This window comes from Christiangramia crocea, assembly GCF_022410465.1.
Lineage (GTDB): Bacteria > Bacteroidota > Bacteroidia > Flavobacteriales > Flavobacteriaceae > Christiangramia > Christiangramia crocea.
This window is the reverse complement of record NZ_JAJSON010000004.1, coordinates 80220-96135: the sequence shown is the minus strand read 5'-3', so window position 1 is coordinate 96135 and position 15916 is coordinate 80220. Positions and strand designations below refer to the sequence as shown.

The window sequence follows — 15916 nt, the reverse complement described above, 5'->3', positions numbered from 1 at the left end:
TAAGGATTAAGCCTTATCCCTCCCATTTTATTTCATTAAATGATTGTTAATATAACATATACAGAAATAAATAGTAAACAAAAAAGCCCCTTCTTTCGAAGAGGCTTTCATAATAATAAAGTGAAAATATTATTTTATCTTGAATGCCTTATCCTGCGGATAATAGGCAACATCTCCTAATTCTTCCTCAATTCTTATCAACTGATTGTACTTAGCCATACGATCACTACGGGATGCTGAACCCGTTTTGATCTGCCCTGTATTCAGAGCTACGGCAAGATCAGCTATCGTATTGTCTTCAGTTTCTCCAGAACGGTGGGACATTACCGAAGTATAACCTGCGTTATGCGCCATATTAACGGCAGCAATAGTTTCGGTTAAAGTACCTATCTGGTTCACTTTGATTAAAATTGAATTGGCGATATTCTCATTAATACCTCTTCCTAAACGTTCAACGTTCGTAACAAAAAGGTCATCACCCACCAACTGAACTTTATCCCCAACTTTCTCAGTTAAGGCCTTCCAGCCTTCCCAGTCATTCTCATCCATTCCATCTTCAATCGAGATAATTGGATATTTAGAGGCCAATTCAGCAAGATATTCAGCCTGTTCCTGGCTTGATCTTACTTTTCCTTTATCTCCTTCAAATTTAGTATAGTCGTATTTTCCATCTACAAAGAATTCAGCAGCAGCACAATCAAGTGCGATCTTAACCTGCTCTCCCGGAGTGTATCCGGCTTTTTCAATGGCTTTTAAAATCGTATCCAGAGCATCTTCGGTTCCATCTAGAGTAGGCGCAAATCCACCTTCATCTCCCACCGCGGTGCTAAGACCACGATCATGAAGCACTTTTTTAAGATTATGGAAAATTTCGGTTCCCATTTTTAGTGCATGAGAGAAACTTTCAGCCATAACAGGCATGATCATAAATTCCTGAAATGCTATAGGCGCATCACTATGAGACCCTCCGTTGATAATATTCATCATCGGTACGGGAAGCGTATTAGCGCTCACTCCACCTACATATCTGTAAAGAGGCATATTCAATTCATTTGCAGCGGCCTTGGCAACTGCAAGCGAAACACCAAGAATAGCATTAGCACCAAGTTTAGATTTGTTAGGAGTTCCATCAAGATCTCGCATCGTCTGATCTATCAGGTTTTGTTCAAAAACCGAATATCCCAGTAATTTTTGTGCAATTTCACCATTCACATTTTCAACCGCCTTAGCGACTCCTTTTCCCATAAAATCATCACCCCCATCACGAAGTTCAACTGCTTCATGTTCTCCTGTGGAAGCTCCTGATGGAACTGCCGCACGTCCCATAATTCCATTTTCCGTAATTACATCAACCTCTACAGTTGGGTTTCCTCTTGAGTCAAAAATCTGACGGGCATGAATATCTAAAATAGCACTCATAATCTTTTTTTTGTTAGTTAATTGAATAAGCTGCAAGATACAAAGTCACCATTTAAAAAGCGAGCAAACACAGTAGTTTTAAAGCAATTATAACAGGAATTCCATTTCAAACGTTTTCGCTTTGATAGAAATGCAGTTTTTTTTGAAAAGGGAAATTAAATCTGCGAAAACCTGAATTACGGGCACAAGTTGGAAGGACTTCCCCGTTAGATCTGATTCCATATTCAAAAAAAGTTAGGGAGCTTACAACATTCTCAGTGTACAGCAAACTATATTTAAGAAGCAGGGAAAACCGAAAATCATCCGTTACCCTGAAAATCGTCTTCAAAGCTTACATCCCTGAATTAGTCGGAGCCTCCGAAGAGCGAGGGAAGACCGGAAGGAGACCAAAGAAAAATCCAAAGATTTACTGTGCGACCAACCACCCTAACTGCAGTCCGAATAAAGGAGTGAAATATGTCTGCGTTTCATTGAAACCCAGACCAAGGCCAAGATTAAAATTTAATTTAAATCCGCTGTAATAAACTCTTTGCAAACCCCAGACCGGTCCAACCAGTACCCCATAATCACTGGCGTACCTAAGGTCACCAATAATGGGATCCCCTCCTGTAATGGAAGCCGTTGCCGCAAAGTAATTCGCACTGTTTTCTGAAGTTTTATTCCCTTTATCGCTACGCTTTCCGAAATTATAATAATATCGATATTGGCCTTCAAAGCCGGGATAAAACCCATAGGCTTCGCCAGTATAATTAGATTTATGATAGGCAAAACCAACTCCCAGATCCATATCTATAGTGGATCTATCAGAAATAGAAAGTTCATATTCCACAGAAGGAGCAAGAAGATTCAGGGAAAACTGACTATTGGTAGAAATATTTTGAGAAATGCTGGTGAATGATAAGAAAAATATAAGAATTACCGAAAGGCTGTATTTCATGGAGCTGAGATTATTGTCTCAAATCTATTCTTTTCGCATTGAACGCACAAATTTTTTACAAGCCTAACAGTAACAAAAAACCCGGAATATCTCTTCCGGGTTGTCATTATATATTTTAGAAATTCTATGCCTTTGCTGATTTTATTCTGTCAATAAATTCATCAAATAAATAACTGGCGTCATGTGGACCAGGACTAGCTTCAGGATGATACTGAACAGAGAACACATTTTTATGCTTCATTGCCAATCCACCTATAGTTCCATCATTTAAACATATATGTGTTACTTCAACGTCCGGATGGGCTTCAGTTTGTTCCTTATCAACCGAGAATCCATGATTTTGAGAGGTTATCTCTCCTTTTCCACTTACCATATTTTTAACAGGGTGATTAATTCCCCTGTGACCATGGTGCATCTTATAGGTTTTAATTCCATTTGCAATCGCAATGATCTGATGTCCCAAACAGATACCGAATAAAGGATGATCGTTCTCAATAATTGTTTTGGTAACGCTTATGGCGCTTTCCAATGGTTGTGGATCTCCAGGTCCATTCGAGAGGAAATATCCATCAGGATTCCATTCCTTCATTTCTTCATAGGTAGCATCATAAGGGAAAACTTTAATATAAGCATCTCTTTTAGCCAGATTACGAAGAATATTCGTTTTGATACCAACGTCCAGGGCCGCAATCTTATATGTAGCATTTTCATTACCGAAATAATAAGGCTCCTTTACAGAAACTTTTGATGCCAGCTCCAGACCCTTCATATCAGGGACCTTTGCCAGTTGCTCCTTCAATCCGTCAATATTATTGACATCTGTAGAAATTATGGCGTTCATCGCCCCATTTTCCCTGATGTAGGTCACCAGTGCGCGTGTATCGACATCAGAAATCGCGAAAATATTACTGTCTTCCAAAAACTCTTCGAGGGACTTATCGGCAGCAGGTCGGGACATTGTATAACTGAAGTTTTTACAAATTAGCCCGGCAATCTTCGCCTTATCCGATTCATTCTCCTCCTTATTCGTTCCATAATTACCAATATGAGCATTGGTGGTCACCATTAGCTGACCATAATAGGAAGGATCTGTAAATATCTCCTGATACCCGGTCATTCCGGTATTAAAACAAACCTCACCGGCTGCATTACCTTCTTTGTTGCCAACCGCTTTTCCGTAGAAGATAGTTCCATCTTCAAGTAAAATTATCGCTTTCCGTTTAGCCTGATATTTCATAGTTGTGTTATAATTACTTGGCTGTAAAATTAATTATCAATGGGATATAAAAAAAGGATAAACTATTAAAGCTTATCCTTTTAAAATTTAGATCGTAAAAAGAATCATTTCTACTCTTCTTTTTTATCATCTTTTTTCTCTTCTGCCTTTGGCTCTTCAGCTTTAGGCTCTTCTTTCTTAGTTTCTTTTTCAGATGCTTCTTTTGGCTGAGCAGTAGAAGCCGTATCATCAGACTTCTTTTTACCAGCTCGACGGGTAGATTTTTTCTTCTTAGGCTTATCAACACCATAAGTTTCATTATAATCTACAAGTTCAATCATCGCCATTTCAGCAGCATCTCCAAGACGACTACCAAGCTTAATTACTCTGGTATATCCTCCCGGACGATCTCCTACTTTAGGAGCAACTTCTCTGAAAAGTTCGCTTACTGCTTCTTTACTACGCAGTCTGCTAAATACGATACGTCTGTTGTGAGTAGTATCTTCTTTAGATTTTGTTACCAAAGGCTCAACAAAAACCTTAAGAGCTTTAGCTTTGGCTACTGTAGTATTGATACGTTTATGTTCAATTAGGGAGCAAGCCATATTTGCAAGCATAGCCCTGCGATGTGCAGTCTTTCTACCTAAGTGATTTCCTTTCTTTCCGTGTCTCATGACATTTTTTATTTCGTCATCTTGCTACGACCCACTTTGAGGAGCAAATTATGACGGGATTTATATTATTTTGACTAACAGCGTGAATTATTCACTGCAAGTTTAGTCTTTATCTAGTTTATATTTTGACAGATCCATACCAAAGTTAAGACCTTTGTTGCTTACAAGCTCTTCAAGCTCAGTAAGTGATTTTTTACCAAAGTTTCTGAACTTCATAAGATCATTCTTGTTATAAGAAACAAGATCTCCAAGAGTATCAACTTCAGCCGCCTTCAAACAGTTAAGAGCTCTTACTGAAAGATCAAGATCTACCAGTTTAGTCTTAAGCAACTGTCTCATATGAAGTGACTCTTCATCGTAAGTCTCAGTTTGAGCGATCTCATCTGCCTCAAGAGTAATTCTCTCATCAGAGAATAACATGAAGTGATGAATAAGAGTCTTCGCAGCCTCGGTCAAAGCATCTTTTGGATGAATAGACCCGTCACTTATAATTTCGAATACAAGTTTTTCATAGTCAGTCTTCTGCTCCACACGATAGTTTTCAATACTATACTTCACATTTTTGATGGGAGTATAGATAGAATCTGTAAAAATCGTACCTAAAGGAGCATTGGCTTTCTTGTTTTCTTCCGCCGGAACGTAACCCCTACCTTTTTCAATGGTAATTTCCATATTCAGGCTCACTTTCTTATCCATATTACAGATCACCTGATCTGGATTAAGAATTTGAAATCCTGAGATAAATTTCTGGAAGTGACCGGCAGTTAATTGTTCTTCTCCGGATACTGAAATAGTAACCGATTCATTATCGATCTCATCGATTTGTCTCTTGAACCTTATTTGTTTCAGGTTAAGAATGATCTCAGTTACGTCTTCCACCACACCTGCAATGGTAGAGAATTCGTGATCTACACCTTCGATGCGTACCGAAGTGATCGCGAAACCTTCCAAAGAAGATAAAAGCACTCGTCTTAAAGCGTTACCAACGGTTAATCCATACCCGGGTTCCAAAGGACGAAATTCGAATTTCCCTTCGAAATCGGTTGAATCAATCATTATAACTTTATCGGGCTTCTGAAAATTTAGTATTGCCATATTTCGACTTCTGTGTGAATTATTATTTCGAATATAATTCGACTATAAATTGTTCGTTAATATTTTCAGGAATCTGAACTCTTCCAGGCACAGAAACGAAAGTTCCTTCTTTCTTTTCTGAATTCCATGAAATCCATTCGTAAACACTGCTGCTATTTGATAATGATTCCTGAATCACAGCAAGTGATTTTGATTTTTCTCTAACTCCAACAACATCACCAGCTTTTAGGTGGTAAGAAGGGATATTTACTCGTTCCCCGTTTACTGTAATATGACGGTGTCCAACTAACTGACGGGCTGCTCTCCTTGAAGGGGCAATACCCATACGGTACACAACGTTATCTAAACGGGATTCGCATAACTGAAGAAGCACCTCACCGGTAATACCCTGAGCACGGGTAGCTTTTTCGAACATGTTGCGGAATTGACGCTCAAGGATACCATAAGTATACTTGGCTTTTTGCTTCTCCATCAACTGGATAGCGTATTCTGATTTTTTTCCACGACGACGGTTATTACCGTGTTGTCCTGGAGGATAGTTTCTTTTTTCGAAAGATTTGTCTTCTCCAAAAATAGCCTCACCAAACTTACGTGCTATTTTAGTTTTTGGACCTGTATATCTTGCCATTATTATTGTTGTTTTAGAAAGGGATTATGAATTAAGGCATTAGTCCTTCGATAATCTAATTCCTCTCCTAATTATTAAATCTTATTAAACTCTACGTCTCTTAGGTGGACGACAACCGTTGTGTGGAAGTGGAGTAATATCGATGATCTCTGTTACTTCTATACCACTGTTGTGGATAGATCTGATCGCCGATTCTCTTCCGTTCCCCGGACCTTTCACGTACACCTTAACTTTACGCATACCAGCCTCATGAGCTACTTTCGAAGCATCTTCAGCAGCAAGCTGTGCAGCATAAGGAGTATTTTTCTTAGATCCTCTAAAGCCCATCTTTCCTGCAGATGACCATGCTACAACATCTCCCTTTTTATTGGTAAGGGAAATAATGATGTTGTTGAAAGAAGCAGTCACGTGAGCTTCCCCGTTGGATTCAACGGCTACTTTACGCTTTTTCTGAGTTTTAGCTTTTGGATTTGCTTTCTTTGCCATACTACTTACTATTTAGTTGCTTTTTTCTTGTTAGCAACTGTTTTTCTTCTTCCTTTTCTGGTTCTGGAGTTGTTTTTGGTTCTTTGACCTCTTAAAGGAAGTCCACTTCTGTGACGTATTCCTCTGTAGCATCCGATATCCATCAAACGCTTAATACTAATCTGAACCTCAGTACGTAATTCTCCTTCGATTGTATATTGACCTACCGCTTCACGAATGCGACCAATTTCATCATCGTCCCAGTCTGAAACTTTTTTACTCTCATCAACTTTGGCCTGCGCAAGTATTTCCTGAGCCCTGCTTTTGCCAATTCCGAAGATATAGGTCAATGCTATAACTCCTCGCTTTTGTTTAGGTATATCAACCCCTGCAATTCTTGCCATAATTAGCCTTGTCTTTGTTTAAATCTAGGATTCTTTTTGTTAATTACGTAAAGGCGCCCTTTTCTGCGTACAATCTTGCAGTCGGCACTTCTCTTTTTTATTGATGCTCTTACTTTCATCTTATCTGTTTTTTATTCACAGGCAGGTAAATACCATTCTGTGAAATTCTAAGCCATCATAAATTTTTCAGAGTGCAAAAGTATAAAAAATTTATAAAAGGCTGAAAATTACTTTTTAGTATCTGTAAGTTATTCGAGCCTTAGTTAAATCGTAAGGACTCATTTCCAGTTTCACCTTATCACCAGGAAGCAGTTTTATATAGTGCATACGCATCTTCCCGGAGATATGGGCAGTCACTACGTGACCATTCTCCAATTCCACACGAAACATCGCATTAGACAATGCTTCAATGATAGTTCCGTCTTGTTCAATTGGTGGTTGTTTTGCCATAATTAAGCTACTGCTTTTCTGTTTTTACCTGTTTTCATTAATCCGTCATAATGTCTATTCAACAGGTAAGAATTCACCTGCTGCATAGTATCTATTGCAACTCCAACCATAATTAAAAGCGAGGTGCCTCCAAAGAATAACGCCCAGTTCTGTTGTACACCCAACAGTTGAACCACGATCGCAGGGAACACTGCAATGATGGCCAGGAATATAGATCCTGGAAGCGTGATCTGGGACATAATGCGATCCAGATATTCAGCAGTTTCAGTTCCCGGACGAATACCAGGAATAAATCCACCACTTCTCTTAAGATCGTCAGCCATTTTATTTGTTGGAACCGTGATCGCAGTATAGAAATATGTAAACACAATAATCAATAATGCGAACACCAGATTATACCAAAATCCGAATATATTCTGAAATGCAGCCGTTACTCCCTGAGCCGTATCAGAATCAGAAAGCCCCGCAAGAGCTACCGGTATGAACATGATCGCCTGGGCGAAAATGATTGGCATTACTCCTGATGCATTCAGTTTTAACGGAATATATTGTCTTGATCCGAAAACATTCTTTTCATATCCGCCTGAGGCAGATCTTCTGGCATATTGAACCGGGATTTGACGAACCGCCATTACCAGCATAACCGAAGCCATAATGATAGCAAACCAGATTACTAATTCAATAAGTATCATTACAAGACCACCATTCGATTCAAATACTCTTGAAGCGAATTCCTGAATAAAGGCTTGCGGCAATGTAGCTATGATACCTACCATAATCAACAATGAAATACCGTTACCAATACCTTTATCTGTGATCTTTTCACCTAACCACATTGCGAAAATAGTACCCGTTGTAAGGATAATTACCGATGAAACCACAAATGTAAGGTTATCCCCTAACATAAAAGCTTCTCCCGGTAAGGTTGCGAACAGGTTATAAATATAACCAGGCCCCTGTACTAGAGTAATTGCAATTGTCAACCAACGAGTGATCTGATTTATCTTCTTACGTCCGCTTTCACCCTCCTTCTGTAATTTCTGAAGGTAAGGGATCGCAATTCCCATTAACTGCACCACAATAGATGCAGAGATATAAGGCATGATCCCAAGTGCAAAAACTGATGCGTTAGAAAACGCTCCTCCTGTAAAGGCATTAAGCAGCCCTAACAGACCACTATCAGTTTGAGATGCCAGGTTTGAAAGCTGAGCGGCATCGATTCCCGGCAGCACTACCTGCGCACCGAAACGATATACCAAAAGCAAACCGAGGGTAACTAAAATTCGGTTTTTCAGCTCCTCGATTTTCCAAATATTTTTAATCGTATTGATGAATTTCATTTGATTATCTATTATAAAGTAACAACTTCACCTCCGGCAGCTTCGATAGCTTCTTTCGCTGAGGCCGTAAATTTATGAACAGATACTTTCAACTTTGCCTTTAATTCACCTCTACCTAATATCTTAACAAGCTCGTTTTTTCCGGCCAGGCCGTTCTCAACCAAAACATCTAAATCAACGGTATCCTTAATTCTTCCTTCGTCAACAAGAGACTGAAGAGTATCAAGGTTGATTCCCTGATAAACTTTACGGTTTCTGTTTGTGAATCCAAATTTAGGAACCCTTCTTTGAAGTGGCATCTGCCCACCTTCAAAACCGATCTTTTTGGAATATCCAGAACGTGACTTGGCACCTTTATGTCCTCTGGTCGCAGTTCCTCCTTTTCCGGAACCTTCCCCGCGTCCTATACGCTTGCTATTTTTCTTAACTGAACCTTCTGCAGGTTTTAAGTTACTTAAATCCATGAGAGACTATTATTTTGTTTCTTCTACAGAAACCAAGTGATTAACTTTATTTACCATACCAAGGATGTTTGGCGTATCGTCATGCTCAACCGTCTGCCCGATTCTTTTAAGCCCTAAAGACTCAAGAATACGTTTTTGATTCTGAGTGCGGTTGATCGCACTTTTTACTTTTGTGACTTTTATCTTTCCCATCTTATTCCTTGATTTATCCTTTAAAAACCTTTTCCAATGAAACACCTCTCTGTTTTGCAACAGTCTCGGCACTTCTCAATTGTAATAAGGCATCAAAAGTAGCTTTTACAACGTTGTGAGGGTTCGAAGATCCCTGGTTCTTAGAAAGTACATCATGCACTCCTACAGATTCCAATACCGCACGAATCGCACCACCAGCAATAATACCGGTACCGGCAGCAGCTGGAAGCAACATTACTCTTGCTCCACCATACTTACCTTTTTGTTCGTGAGGTAAGGTTCCCTTATGTAAAGGAATGCGTACCAGATTTTTCTTAGCGTCTTCTACCGCCTTAGAGATAGCGTCTGCAACTTCCTTGGATTTTCCAAGTCCCTGTCCAACTACGCCATTCTCATCTCCAACTACAACAATAGCAGAGAATCCAAAGGCTCTACCACCTTTTGTAACCTTAGTAACACGTTGTACTCCAACCAAACGATCCTTTAATTCAAGACCTCCTGGTTTTACATGTTCTACGTTTTTATAATCTTGATACATATTTTCTAGAATTTTAGTCCGCCTTCGCGAGCACCCTCTGCTAATGATTTAACTCTTCCGTGATACAGATAACCACCTCTATCAAAAGAAATAGTATCTATTCCGGCTTTCTTCGCTTTTTCTGCAATGGCTTTTCCTACCATAACAGCCTGCTCTTTCTTATCTTTAGAAGCAGAAGCGATGTCCTTATCTCTTGAAGAAGCTGATGCTAAGGTTTTACCTTCCACGTCATCGATGATCTGAGCATAGATTTCTTTATTGCTTCTAAAAACAGATAATCTAGGACGGCTTGTTGTTCCAACGATATCCTTTCGGATACGCTTTCTGATTTTATTTCTTCTATCTTGTTTTGACACTGCCATAACTAAACTTTATTAAGCTGATTTACCTGCTTTTCTTCTCAATTGCTCTCCTACAAACTTAATACCTTTTCCTTTGTAAGGTTCAGGCGCTCTGAATGAACGGATTTTCGCTGCAACCTGTCCAACAAGTTGCTTATCGTGAGAAGTAAGCTTTACGATAGGGTTCTTACCTTTTTCTGATATTGTCTCCACTTTAATTTCCGGAGCCAAATCTAGTACAATATTATGGGAATAACCAACAGCTAGATCCAACTTATTGCCCTGGTTAGTTGCACGGTAACCTACACCCACTAATTCAAGTGATTTAGTATATCCGTTTGTAACTCCCTCAATCATATTGTTAACTAATGCACGATATAAACCATGTTTAGCCTTCTGATCACTTTTTTCTGAAGAACGTTCAAAAGTAATAACATTATCTTCGATTTTAACATCGATGTCTTTTACTTCCTGCTTAAGTTCTCCCAATTTTCCTTTTACCGTTACAACACCATCTTTGTGCTCTACTGTCACACCTTCTGGAATTGTAACCGGGCTTTTACCTATTCTTGACATTTCTTTAGTCTTTTAAGTATTAGTAAACGTAGCACAATACCTCACCACCAACTTTCTCTGCTTTCGCTTGCTTTCCTGTCATCACTCCGTGAGAAGTTGAAACAATAGCAACTCCAAGACCATTAAGGATTCTTGGGATTTCAGTTGATCCGGCGTATTTACGTAAACCAGGTTTACTTATTCTTTGAATTTTCTTAATTACCGGCTCTTTAGTAAGTTTATCATACTTAAGAGCGATCTTGATAGTTCCCTGAGCGGTATTATCCTCAAATTTGTAACTAAGAATATATCCCTGATCGAATAATATCTTGGTGATCTCTTTTTTAACATTGGAAGCAGGAATTTCCACTACTCTGTGGTTTGCAGCATTTGCATTCCTGATTCTTGTTAAGTAATCTGCAATAGGATCTGTATTCATCTATTTTTATTTGCGGATGTGGTTTTCATGTTAATGAACCTTCATCCAATTTATAATTTTACCAGCTTGCTTTCTTAACTCCTGGGATAAGACCCTGATTAGCCATTTCTCTGAACATTACACGAGAAAGACCAAATTGTCTCATGTACCCTTTAGGTCTACCGGTTAATTTACATCTGTTGTGTAAACGAACTGGAGAAGAGTTCTTTGGTAGTTTTTGTAGTGCTTCCCAATCACCTGCTTCTTTAAGAGCAGCGCGCTTTTCAGCATACTTCTTTACCAATTTCTGTCTTTTTACCTCACGGGCTTTCATTGATTCTTTAGCCATAATTAGTTCTTTTTAAAAGGTAATCCTAGTTCTGTTAACAATGCTTTAGCTTCCTTATCGGTTTCAGCAGTAGTAACGAATGTGATATCCATACCAGCGATTCTGTTCACTGCATCAATATCGATCTCAGGGAAGATGATCTGCTCTGTCACCCCAAGGTTGTAATTACCTCTACCATCAAATCCATTAGATTTGATACCGTTAAAATCACGTACACGCGGTAAAGCGGTAGTAATAAGTCTATCTAAGAATTCATACATCTTATATCCACGCAAAGTAACTTTAGCACCAATTGGCATTCCTTTACGCAGCTTAAACGATGCAACATCCTTTTTCGAAATTGTAGAAACCGCTTTCTGACCACTAATCGCAGTTAGTTCATCGATAGCATGATCGATAAGTTTCTTATCGGCCACTGCGCCACCAACTCCACGGCTAATTACTATTTTCGTAAGTTTTGGCACCTCCATTACATTGGAGTAGCTGAATTCTTCCTTAAGAGCATTTTTCACTCTCTCGTTATATTCCTGTCTAAGTCTTGGTACGTATGCCATAACTAAATTACTTCATTGGATTTTTTAGAAAATCTTACTTTCTTCCCATCCTCTTCTCTGTAACCAACTCTGGTTGTCTCACCGTTCTTGTCGATAAGCGCCAGGTTAGAAACATGGATAGGAGCTTCCTTCTCTTTTATACCACCCTGTGGATTAGAAGCGCTAGGCTTCTCATGTTTAGAGATCATATTAACCCCTTCCACGATGGCTTTATTCTTTTCACGAAGTACTTTCTGCACTTTACCTTCCTGACCTTTGTGGTCTCCGGCAATTACACGAACAGTATCTCCTGATTTAATTTTAAGCTTTGTCATTTTCTTAATGTATTAAAGCACTTCAGGTGCCAATGATACAATTTTCATGAATTGCTTATCACGAAGTTCACGAGCTACAGGACCAAATACACGAGTACCGCGCATCTCTCCCTGAGGACCTAATAATACACATGCATTATCATCAAAACGAATATAAGATCCGTCAGGTCTGCGAACTTCTTTCTTGGTACGAACAACAACTGCTGTTGAAACTGCACCCTTCTTGATATTTCCGTTAGGTGTAGCTTCTTTTACACTGACAACTATCTTGTCTCCAACAGATGCGTATCTTTTCTTTGTACCTCCTAATACACGAATAGCTAAAACTTCTTTAGCTCCGGTATTATCTGCTACTTTTAGTCTGGACTCTTGTTGTACCATGATTATTTAGCTCTTTCAATTATTTCTACTAGTCTCCAAGTCTTGGATTTACTTAAAGGTCTTGTTTCCATGATCTTTACAGTATCACCTTCGTTGCAGTCGTTATTTTCGTCGTGTGCTACGTACTTTTTCGTTTTTAAAACGAATTTTCCATACATAGGGTGTTTTACTTTTTTCACTTCAGAAACCACGATAGATTTCTGCATTTTGTTACTTGTAACAACACCGATACGCTCTTTTCTTAAATTTCTTTTTTCCATCTTTCAGCAGAATAACAATTATTGTTGTTCTCTTTTAGTTAACTCTGTAGCCAGTCTTGCGGTATTCCTTCTCACAGCTCTTAACTGTATAGGGTTTTCAAGAGGCGAAACAGCGTGAGCCATTTTTAAATCTGAATAAGCTTTTCGAGACTTATCAAGCTCTTCTTGCAATTCTGCAACAGACAATTCTTTTACTTCTGATTGTTTCATAATTCAAAAATTATTCTTGATAATCTCTAGCTACAACAAATTTGGTTCTCACAGGAAGTTTCTGAGCTGCAAGGCGAAGCGCCTCTTTAGCCACATCCATTGGTACACCACCAATTTCAAACATTATTCTTCCTGGCTTTACTACGGCTGCCCAATATTCCACGGCACCTTTACCTTTACCCATACGAACCTCAAGAGGTTTCTTAGTGATAGGCTTATCCGGGAAAATCTTGATCCAGATAGAACCTTCTCTTTTCATATAACGGGTAGCGGCAATACGCGCTGCTTCAATCTGGCGTGCGGTAACGAAGCTGGAATCCATAGATTTGATTCCGAAAGTACCGTTAGAAAGCCTATGTCCTCTTTGAGACATTCCTTTCATACGGCCTTTTTGTTGCTTACGATATTTTGTTCTTTTAGGTTGTAACATTTTTCTTTACTTTAAAAAATTACTTTCTACGACGGGATTTGTTTCCACGTCCGGCACCGGATTTTTTTCCTTGGTTCTTCGCAAGGCCAACTAGAGGCGAAAGCTCTCTTTTTCCGTATACCTCACCTTTCATGATCCATACTTTAACTCCCAGTCTACCATAAGTAGTGTGAGCTTCAATTAAAGCATAATCAATATCAGCCCTAAAAGTTGACAAAGGTATTCTACCATCTTTGTATGATTCTGAACGCGCCATTTCAGCACCGTTTAGACGACCTGAGATCTCAATTTTGATCCCTTCGGCGTTCATTCTCATTGCAGCCGCGATAGCCATTTTGATTGCTCGACGGTAAGAGATACGATTCTCTATCTGTCTGGCAACGCTTGCCGCTACAAGGTGAGCGTCAAGTTCTGGCCTCTTAATCTCAAAGATGTTAATTTGAACCTCCTTGTCGGTAATCTTTTTAAGCTCTTCCTTAAGCTTGTCTACCTCCTGACCGCCTTTCCCAATAATGATACCAGGTCTTGCAGTGGTGATAGTAACGGTTACAAGCTTAAGCGTGCGCTCGATGATTACACGCGATACACTCGCTTTAGAAAGACGAGCATGGATATATTTTCTAATCTTATCGTCTTCGGCTAATTTGTCGCCGTAGTCATTACCTCCGTACCAGTTGGATTCCCAACCTCTAATGATACCAAGGCGATTCCCGATTGGATTTGTTTTTTGTCCCATACTATCTCTTAGCTTTGTGTATTATTGTTTGCTCCAAGCACTAATGTAACGTGGTTGGATCTTTTTCTAATTCTGTGTGCACGACCCTGTGGTGCAGGACGAAGTCTTTTCAACATACTTCCTCCATCTACACGGATCTCTTTCACAAATAATTCAGCATCTTCAATACTTGCATCTTCATTTTTAGCCTGCCAGTTAGCGATAGCTGATAGCAATAGCTTTTCCAAACGATTTGATGATTCTTTCTTGCTGAATTTCAAAATATGAAGCGCTTTTTCTACTTTTTCACCTCTTACTAGATCTGCCATAAGGCGCATCTTTCTTGGCGAAGTAGGGCAGTTATTCAACTTAGCAAAAGCTACCTGCTGTTTGGCTTCTTTTATTTGCTCTGCTCTTTCTCTTTTACGAACTCCCATAGCTTCAATTATTTTCTACCTTTATTTTTAGCACCTGCATGCCCTCTGAAAGAACGTGTTGGTGAAAATTCTCCTAGTTTATGACCCACCATGTTTTCAGTAACATACACAGGAACAAATTGTTTCCCGTTGTGAACCGCGATGGTCTGTCCCACAAAATCTGGAGTAATCATAGAAGCTCTAGACCAGGTTTTGATCACGGCTTTCTTTCCAGACTCAACATTCTGAGCCACTTTTTGCTCCAGCTTATAGTGAACGAAAGGTCCTTTTTTTAATGAACGTGCCATATCTTATTTTTTCTTTCTAGTCTTTCTTCGTTCTACAATATATTTATTACTCGCTTTAGTTCTTGAGCGGGTCTTGAATCCTTTAGCAGGAAGACCTTTTCTAGAACGTGGGTGACCTCCAGAAGCTCTACCTTCACCACCACCCATTGGGTGATCGATTGGGTTCATCGCTACTGGTCTGGTTCTTGGCCTGATACCTAACCAGCGTTTTCTACCGGCTTTACCGGAAATCAATAGCTGGTGGTCACTGTTAGAAACAGCTCCGATAGTAGCCATACAGGTAGAAAGAATTCTTCTGATCTCCCCTGAAGGCAATTTAACGGTCGCATATTTTCCTTCTCTTGCCAGTAACTGAGCAAAGGCACCGGCACTACGGGCCATTACAGCTCCCTGTCCAGCTCTAAGCTCAATACAAGAGATAATAGTACCAAGAGGAATGTTTGCCAATGGCATTGCATTTCCAATTTCAGGTGCTACAACTTCGTGATTTGAAACCACGTTCTGACCTACCTGAAGCCCATTCTGAGCAATAATATACCTTTTCTCACCATCCTGATAATTCAATAAAGCGATAAAGGCCGTTCTGTTTGGATCGTATTCTATGCTAGCAACAGTAGCAGGGATCCCCTGCTTGTCACGCTTAAAATCGATAATTCGGTAACGTCTCTTATGACCACCACCTTTATAGCGAATGGTCATTTTTCCCTGACTGTTTCTACCACCTGATTTTTTTATCGGCGCCAATAGGCTTTTCTCCGGCTTATCAGTAGTAACGGCGTCATACCCGTTAACTACTCTAAAACGCTGACCAGGTGTGATTGGTTTTAATTTTCTAACTGACAT

28 protein-coding genes are annotated in these 15916 nt (G+C 39.4%); all 28 read right to left on the bottom strand.

Going from position 1 to position 15916, the window contains the following annotated elements; genetic code table 11:
* Window positions 1-129: 129 nt before the first annotated feature.
* The gene (gene eno, locus LU635_RS00885; protein WP_240095296.1) at window positions 130-1419 is read right to left on the bottom strand and encodes a phosphopyruvate hydratase; all 1290 of its coding nucleotides are present in this window, start codon (window positions 1417-1419) and stop codon (window positions 130-132) included.
* A gap of 406 nt (window positions 1420-1825) precedes the next feature.
* A complete protein-coding gene (locus LU635_RS00880; protein ID WP_240095295.1) occupies window positions 1826-2356 on the bottom strand; it encodes a hypothetical protein in 531 nt (176 codons plus the stop codon).
* A 124-nt stretch (window positions 2357-2480) separates the two neighbouring features.
* Complete coding sequence (gene carA / locus LU635_RS00875) at window positions 2481-3593, bottom strand: glutamine-hydrolyzing carbamoyl-phosphate synthase small subunit (RefSeq protein WP_240095294.1); 1113 nt, start codon at window positions 3591-3593, stop codon at window positions 2481-2483.
* Window positions 3594-3703: 110 nt separating this feature from the next.
* On the bottom strand, window positions 3704-4246 hold the full coding sequence (rplQ, locus tag LU635_RS00870) for a 50S ribosomal protein L17 (RefSeq protein ID WP_240095293.1): 543 nt from the start codon (window positions 4244-4246) through the stop codon (window positions 3704-3706).
* Between the two features lie 102 nt (window positions 4247-4348).
* Window positions 4349-5341, bottom strand: coding sequence for a DNA-directed RNA polymerase subunit alpha (locus LU635_RS00865; RefSeq protein WP_240095292.1), 993 nt, complete (start codon window positions 5339-5341; stop codon window positions 4349-4351).
* Between the two features lie 22 nt (window positions 5342-5363).
* On the bottom strand, window positions 5364-5969 hold the full coding sequence (gene rpsD, locus LU635_RS00860) for a 30S ribosomal protein S4 (RefSeq protein ID WP_240095291.1): 606 nt from the start codon (window positions 5967-5969) through the stop codon (window positions 5364-5366).
* Between the two features lie 84 nt (window positions 5970-6053).
* Window positions 6054-6455 carry a 30S ribosomal protein S11 gene (rpsK, locus tag LU635_RS00855; protein WP_240095290.1) on the bottom strand — a complete coding sequence of 134 codons (402 nt, stop codon included), beginning with the start codon at window positions 6453-6455 and terminating at the stop codon, window positions 6054-6056.
* 8 nt (window positions 6456-6463) lie between these two features.
* Window positions 6464-6838 carry a 30S ribosomal protein S13 gene (rpsM, locus tag LU635_RS00850; RefSeq protein WP_240095289.1) on the bottom strand — a complete coding sequence of 125 codons (375 nt, stop codon included), beginning with the start codon at window positions 6836-6838 and terminating at the stop codon, window positions 6464-6466.
* Window positions 6839-6840: 2 nt separating this feature from the next.
* Window positions 6841-6957: a type B 50S ribosomal protein L36 gene (ykgO, locus tag LU635_RS00845; RefSeq protein WP_010519235.1), complete on the bottom strand. Its 117-nt coding sequence runs from the start codon at window positions 6955-6957 to the stop codon at window positions 6841-6843.
* Between the two features lie 115 nt (window positions 6958-7072).
* On the bottom strand, window positions 7073-7288 hold the full coding sequence (gene infA, locus LU635_RS00840; protein WP_072553873.1) for a translation initiation factor IF-1: 216 nt from the start codon (window positions 7286-7288) through the stop codon (window positions 7073-7075).
* Window positions 7289-7290: 2 nt separating this feature from the next.
* Window positions 7291-8628, bottom strand: coding sequence for a preprotein translocase subunit SecY (gene secY / locus LU635_RS00835; RefSeq protein WP_240095288.1), 1338 nt, complete (start codon window positions 8626-8628; stop codon window positions 7291-7293).
* A gap of 11 nt (window positions 8629-8639) precedes the next feature.
* Window positions 8640-9092, bottom strand: coding sequence for a 50S ribosomal protein L15 (gene rplO / locus LU635_RS00830; RefSeq protein WP_240095287.1), 453 nt, complete (start codon window positions 9090-9092; stop codon window positions 8640-8642).
* Window positions 9093-9101: 9 nt separating this feature from the next.
* The gene (rpmD, locus tag LU635_RS00825; protein ID WP_240095286.1) at window positions 9102-9284 is read right to left on the bottom strand and encodes a 50S ribosomal protein L30; all 183 of its coding nucleotides are present in this window, start codon (window positions 9282-9284) and stop codon (window positions 9102-9104) included.
* Window positions 9285-9297: 13 nt separating this feature from the next.
* Window positions 9298-9822, bottom strand: a complete 525-nt coding sequence (gene rpsE, locus LU635_RS00820; RefSeq protein WP_011710679.1) for a 30S ribosomal protein S5 — start codon at window positions 9820-9822, stop codon at window positions 9298-9300.
* Between the two features lie 5 nt (window positions 9823-9827).
* On the bottom strand, window positions 9828-10184 hold the full coding sequence (gene rplR / locus LU635_RS00815; protein WP_240095285.1) for a 50S ribosomal protein L18: 357 nt from the start codon (window positions 10182-10184) through the stop codon (window positions 9828-9830).
* Window positions 10185-10196: 12 nt separating this feature from the next.
* Window positions 10197-10739, bottom strand: coding sequence for a 50S ribosomal protein L6 (gene rplF, locus LU635_RS00810; protein WP_240095284.1), 543 nt, complete (start codon window positions 10737-10739; stop codon window positions 10197-10199).
* A gap of 19 nt (window positions 10740-10758) precedes the next feature.
* The gene (rpsH, locus tag LU635_RS00805; protein ID WP_240095283.1) at window positions 10759-11157 is read right to left on the bottom strand and encodes a 30S ribosomal protein S8; all 399 of its coding nucleotides are present in this window, start codon (window positions 11155-11157) and stop codon (window positions 10759-10761) included.
* A 58-nt stretch (window positions 11158-11215) separates the two neighbouring features.
* The gene (gene rpsN / locus LU635_RS00800) at window positions 11216-11485 is read right to left on the bottom strand and encodes a 30S ribosomal protein S14 (RefSeq protein ID WP_240095282.1); all 270 of its coding nucleotides are present in this window, start codon (window positions 11483-11485) and stop codon (window positions 11216-11218) included.
* Window positions 11486-11487: 2 nt separating this feature from the next.
* On the bottom strand, window positions 11488-12039 hold the full coding sequence (gene rplE / locus LU635_RS00795; RefSeq protein WP_240095281.1) for a 50S ribosomal protein L5: 552 nt from the start codon (window positions 12037-12039) through the stop codon (window positions 11488-11490).
* A gap of 2 nt (window positions 12040-12041) precedes the next feature.
* On the bottom strand, window positions 12042-12353 hold the full coding sequence (rplX, locus tag LU635_RS00790; RefSeq protein ID WP_240095280.1) for a 50S ribosomal protein L24: 312 nt from the start codon (window positions 12351-12353) through the stop codon (window positions 12042-12044).
* A gap of 12 nt (window positions 12354-12365) precedes the next feature.
* On the bottom strand, window positions 12366-12734 hold the full coding sequence (gene rplN / locus LU635_RS00785) for a 50S ribosomal protein L14 (RefSeq protein WP_026915155.1): 369 nt from the start codon (window positions 12732-12734) through the stop codon (window positions 12366-12368).
* A gap of 2 nt (window positions 12735-12736) precedes the next feature.
* Entirely contained in the window at window positions 12737-12994 is a 258-nt protein-coding gene (gene rpsQ, locus LU635_RS00780; protein WP_240095279.1) for a 30S ribosomal protein S17, read from the bottom strand.
* An 18-nt stretch (window positions 12995-13012) separates the two neighbouring features.
* Window positions 13013-13204, bottom strand: coding sequence for a 50S ribosomal protein L29 (gene rpmC / locus LU635_RS00775; RefSeq protein ID WP_240095278.1), 192 nt, complete (start codon window positions 13202-13204; stop codon window positions 13013-13015).
* A 10-nt stretch (window positions 13205-13214) separates the two neighbouring features.
* The gene (rplP, locus tag LU635_RS00770; RefSeq protein ID WP_156274147.1) at window positions 13215-13634 is read right to left on the bottom strand and encodes a 50S ribosomal protein L16; all 420 of its coding nucleotides are present in this window, start codon (window positions 13632-13634) and stop codon (window positions 13215-13217) included.
* A gap of 19 nt (window positions 13635-13653) precedes the next feature.
* Complete coding sequence (rpsC, locus tag LU635_RS00765) at window positions 13654-14370, bottom strand: 30S ribosomal protein S3 (protein ID WP_107010928.1); 717 nt, start codon at window positions 14368-14370, stop codon at window positions 13654-13656.
* 8 nt (window positions 14371-14378) lie between these two features.
* Window positions 14379-14786, bottom strand: a complete 408-nt coding sequence (gene rplV / locus LU635_RS00760) for a 50S ribosomal protein L22 (protein WP_240095277.1) — start codon at window positions 14784-14786, stop codon at window positions 14379-14381.
* Window positions 14787-14794: 8 nt separating this feature from the next.
* Entirely contained in the window at window positions 14795-15073 is a 279-nt protein-coding gene (gene rpsS, locus LU635_RS00755; RefSeq protein ID WP_011710692.1) for a 30S ribosomal protein S19, read from the bottom strand.
* 3 nt (window positions 15074-15076) lie between these two features.
* Window positions 15077-15916 (bottom strand): 50S ribosomal protein L2, encoded by an 840-nt coding sequence (gene rplB, locus LU635_RS00750; protein WP_240095276.1) that lies wholly within the window; start codon window positions 15914-15916, stop codon window positions 15077-15079.

Excerpts from the sequence above, each read along its gene's own strand:
- eno (WP_240095296.1), bottom strand. The coding sequence starts at position 1,419 with ATGAGTGCTATTTTAGATATTCATGCCCGTCAGATTTTTGACTCAAGA.
- LU635_RS00880 (WP_240095295.1), bottom strand. The coding sequence starts at position 2,356 with ATGAAATACAGCCTTTCGGTAATTCTTATATTTTTCTTATCATTCACC.
- carA (WP_240095294.1), bottom strand. The coding sequence starts at position 3,593 with ATGAAATATCAGGCTAAACGGAAAGCGATAATTTTACTTGAAGATGGA.
- rplQ (WP_240095293.1), bottom strand. The coding sequence starts at position 4,246 with ATGAGACACGGAAAGAAAGGAAATCACTTAGGTAGAAAGACTGCACAT.
- LU635_RS00865 (WP_240095292.1), bottom strand. The coding sequence starts at position 5,341 with ATGGCAATACTAAATTTTCAGAAGCCCGATAAAGTTATAATGATTGAT.
- rpsD (WP_240095291.1), bottom strand. The coding sequence starts at position 5,969 with ATGGCAAGATATACAGGTCCAAAAACTAAAATAGCACGTAAGTTTGGT.
- rpsK (WP_240095290.1), bottom strand. The coding sequence starts at position 6,455 with ATGGCAAAGAAAGCAAATCCAAAAGCTAAAACTCAGAAAAAGCGTAAA.
- rpsM (WP_240095289.1), bottom strand. The coding sequence starts at position 6,838 with ATGGCAAGAATTGCAGGGGTTGATATACCTAAACAAAAGCGAGGAGTT.
- ykgO (WP_010519235.1), bottom strand. The coding sequence starts at position 6,957 with ATGAAAGTAAGAGCATCAATAAAAAAGAGAAGTGCCGACTGCAAGATT.
- infA (WP_072553873.1), bottom strand. The coding sequence starts at position 7,288 with ATGGCAAAACAACCACCAATTGAACAAGACGGAACTATCATTGAAGCA.
- secY (WP_240095288.1), bottom strand. The coding sequence starts at position 8,628 with ATGAAATTCATCAATACGATTAAAAATATTTGGAAAATCGAGGAGCTG.
- rplO (WP_240095287.1), bottom strand. The coding sequence starts at position 9,092 with ATGGATTTAAGTAACTTAAAACCTGCAGAAGGTTCAGTTAAGAAAAAT.
- rpmD (WP_240095286.1), bottom strand. The coding sequence starts at position 9,284 with ATGGGAAAGATAAAAGTCACAAAAGTAAAAAGTGCGATCAACCGCACT.
- rpsE (WP_011710679.1), bottom strand. The coding sequence starts at position 9,822 with ATGTATCAAGATTATAAAAACGTAGAACATGTAAAACCAGGAGGTCTT.
- rplR (WP_240095285.1), bottom strand. The coding sequence starts at position 10,184 with ATGGCAGTGTCAAAACAAGATAGAAGAAATAAAATCAGAAAGCGTATC.
- rplF (WP_240095284.1), bottom strand. The coding sequence starts at position 10,739 with ATGTCAAGAATAGGTAAAAGCCCGGTTACAATTCCAGAAGGTGTGACA.
- rpsH (WP_240095283.1), bottom strand. The coding sequence starts at position 11,157 with ATGAATACAGATCCTATTGCAGATTACTTAACAAGAATCAGGAATGCA.
- rpsN (WP_240095282.1), bottom strand. The coding sequence starts at position 11,485 with ATGGCTAAAGAATCAATGAAAGCCCGTGAGGTAAAAAGACAGAAATTG.
- rplE (WP_240095281.1), bottom strand. The coding sequence starts at position 12,039 with ATGGCATACGTACCAAGACTTAGACAGGAATATAACGAGAGAGTGAAA.
- rplX (WP_240095280.1), bottom strand. The coding sequence starts at position 12,353 with ATGACAAAGCTTAAAATTAAATCAGGAGATACTGTTCGTGTAATTGCC.
- rplN (WP_026915155.1), bottom strand. The coding sequence starts at position 12,734 with ATGGTACAACAAGAGTCCAGACTAAAAGTAGCAGATAATACCGGAGCT.
- rpsQ (WP_240095279.1), bottom strand. The coding sequence starts at position 12,994 with ATGGAAAAAAGAAATTTAAGAAAAGAGCGTATCGGTGTTGTTACAAGT.
- rpmC (WP_240095278.1), bottom strand. The coding sequence starts at position 13,204 with ATGAAACAATCAGAAGTAAAAGAATTGTCTGTTGCAGAATTGCAAGAA.
- rplP (WP_156274147.1), bottom strand. The coding sequence starts at position 13,634 with ATGTTACAACCTAAAAGAACAAAATATCGTAAGCAACAAAAAGGCCGT.
- rpsC (WP_107010928.1), bottom strand. The coding sequence starts at position 14,370 with ATGGGACAAAAAACAAATCCAATCGGGAATCGCCTTGGTATCATTAGA.
- rplV (WP_240095277.1), bottom strand. The coding sequence starts at position 14,786 with ATGGGAGTTCGTAAAAGAGAAAGAGCAGAGCAAATAAAAGAAGCCAAA.
- rpsS (WP_011710692.1), bottom strand. The coding sequence starts at position 15,073 with ATGGCACGTTCATTAAAAAAAGGACCTTTCGTTCACTATAAGCTGGAG.
- rplB (WP_240095276.1), bottom strand. The coding sequence starts at position 15,916 with ATGTCAGTTAGAAAATTAAAACCAATCACACCTGGTCAGCGTTTTAGA.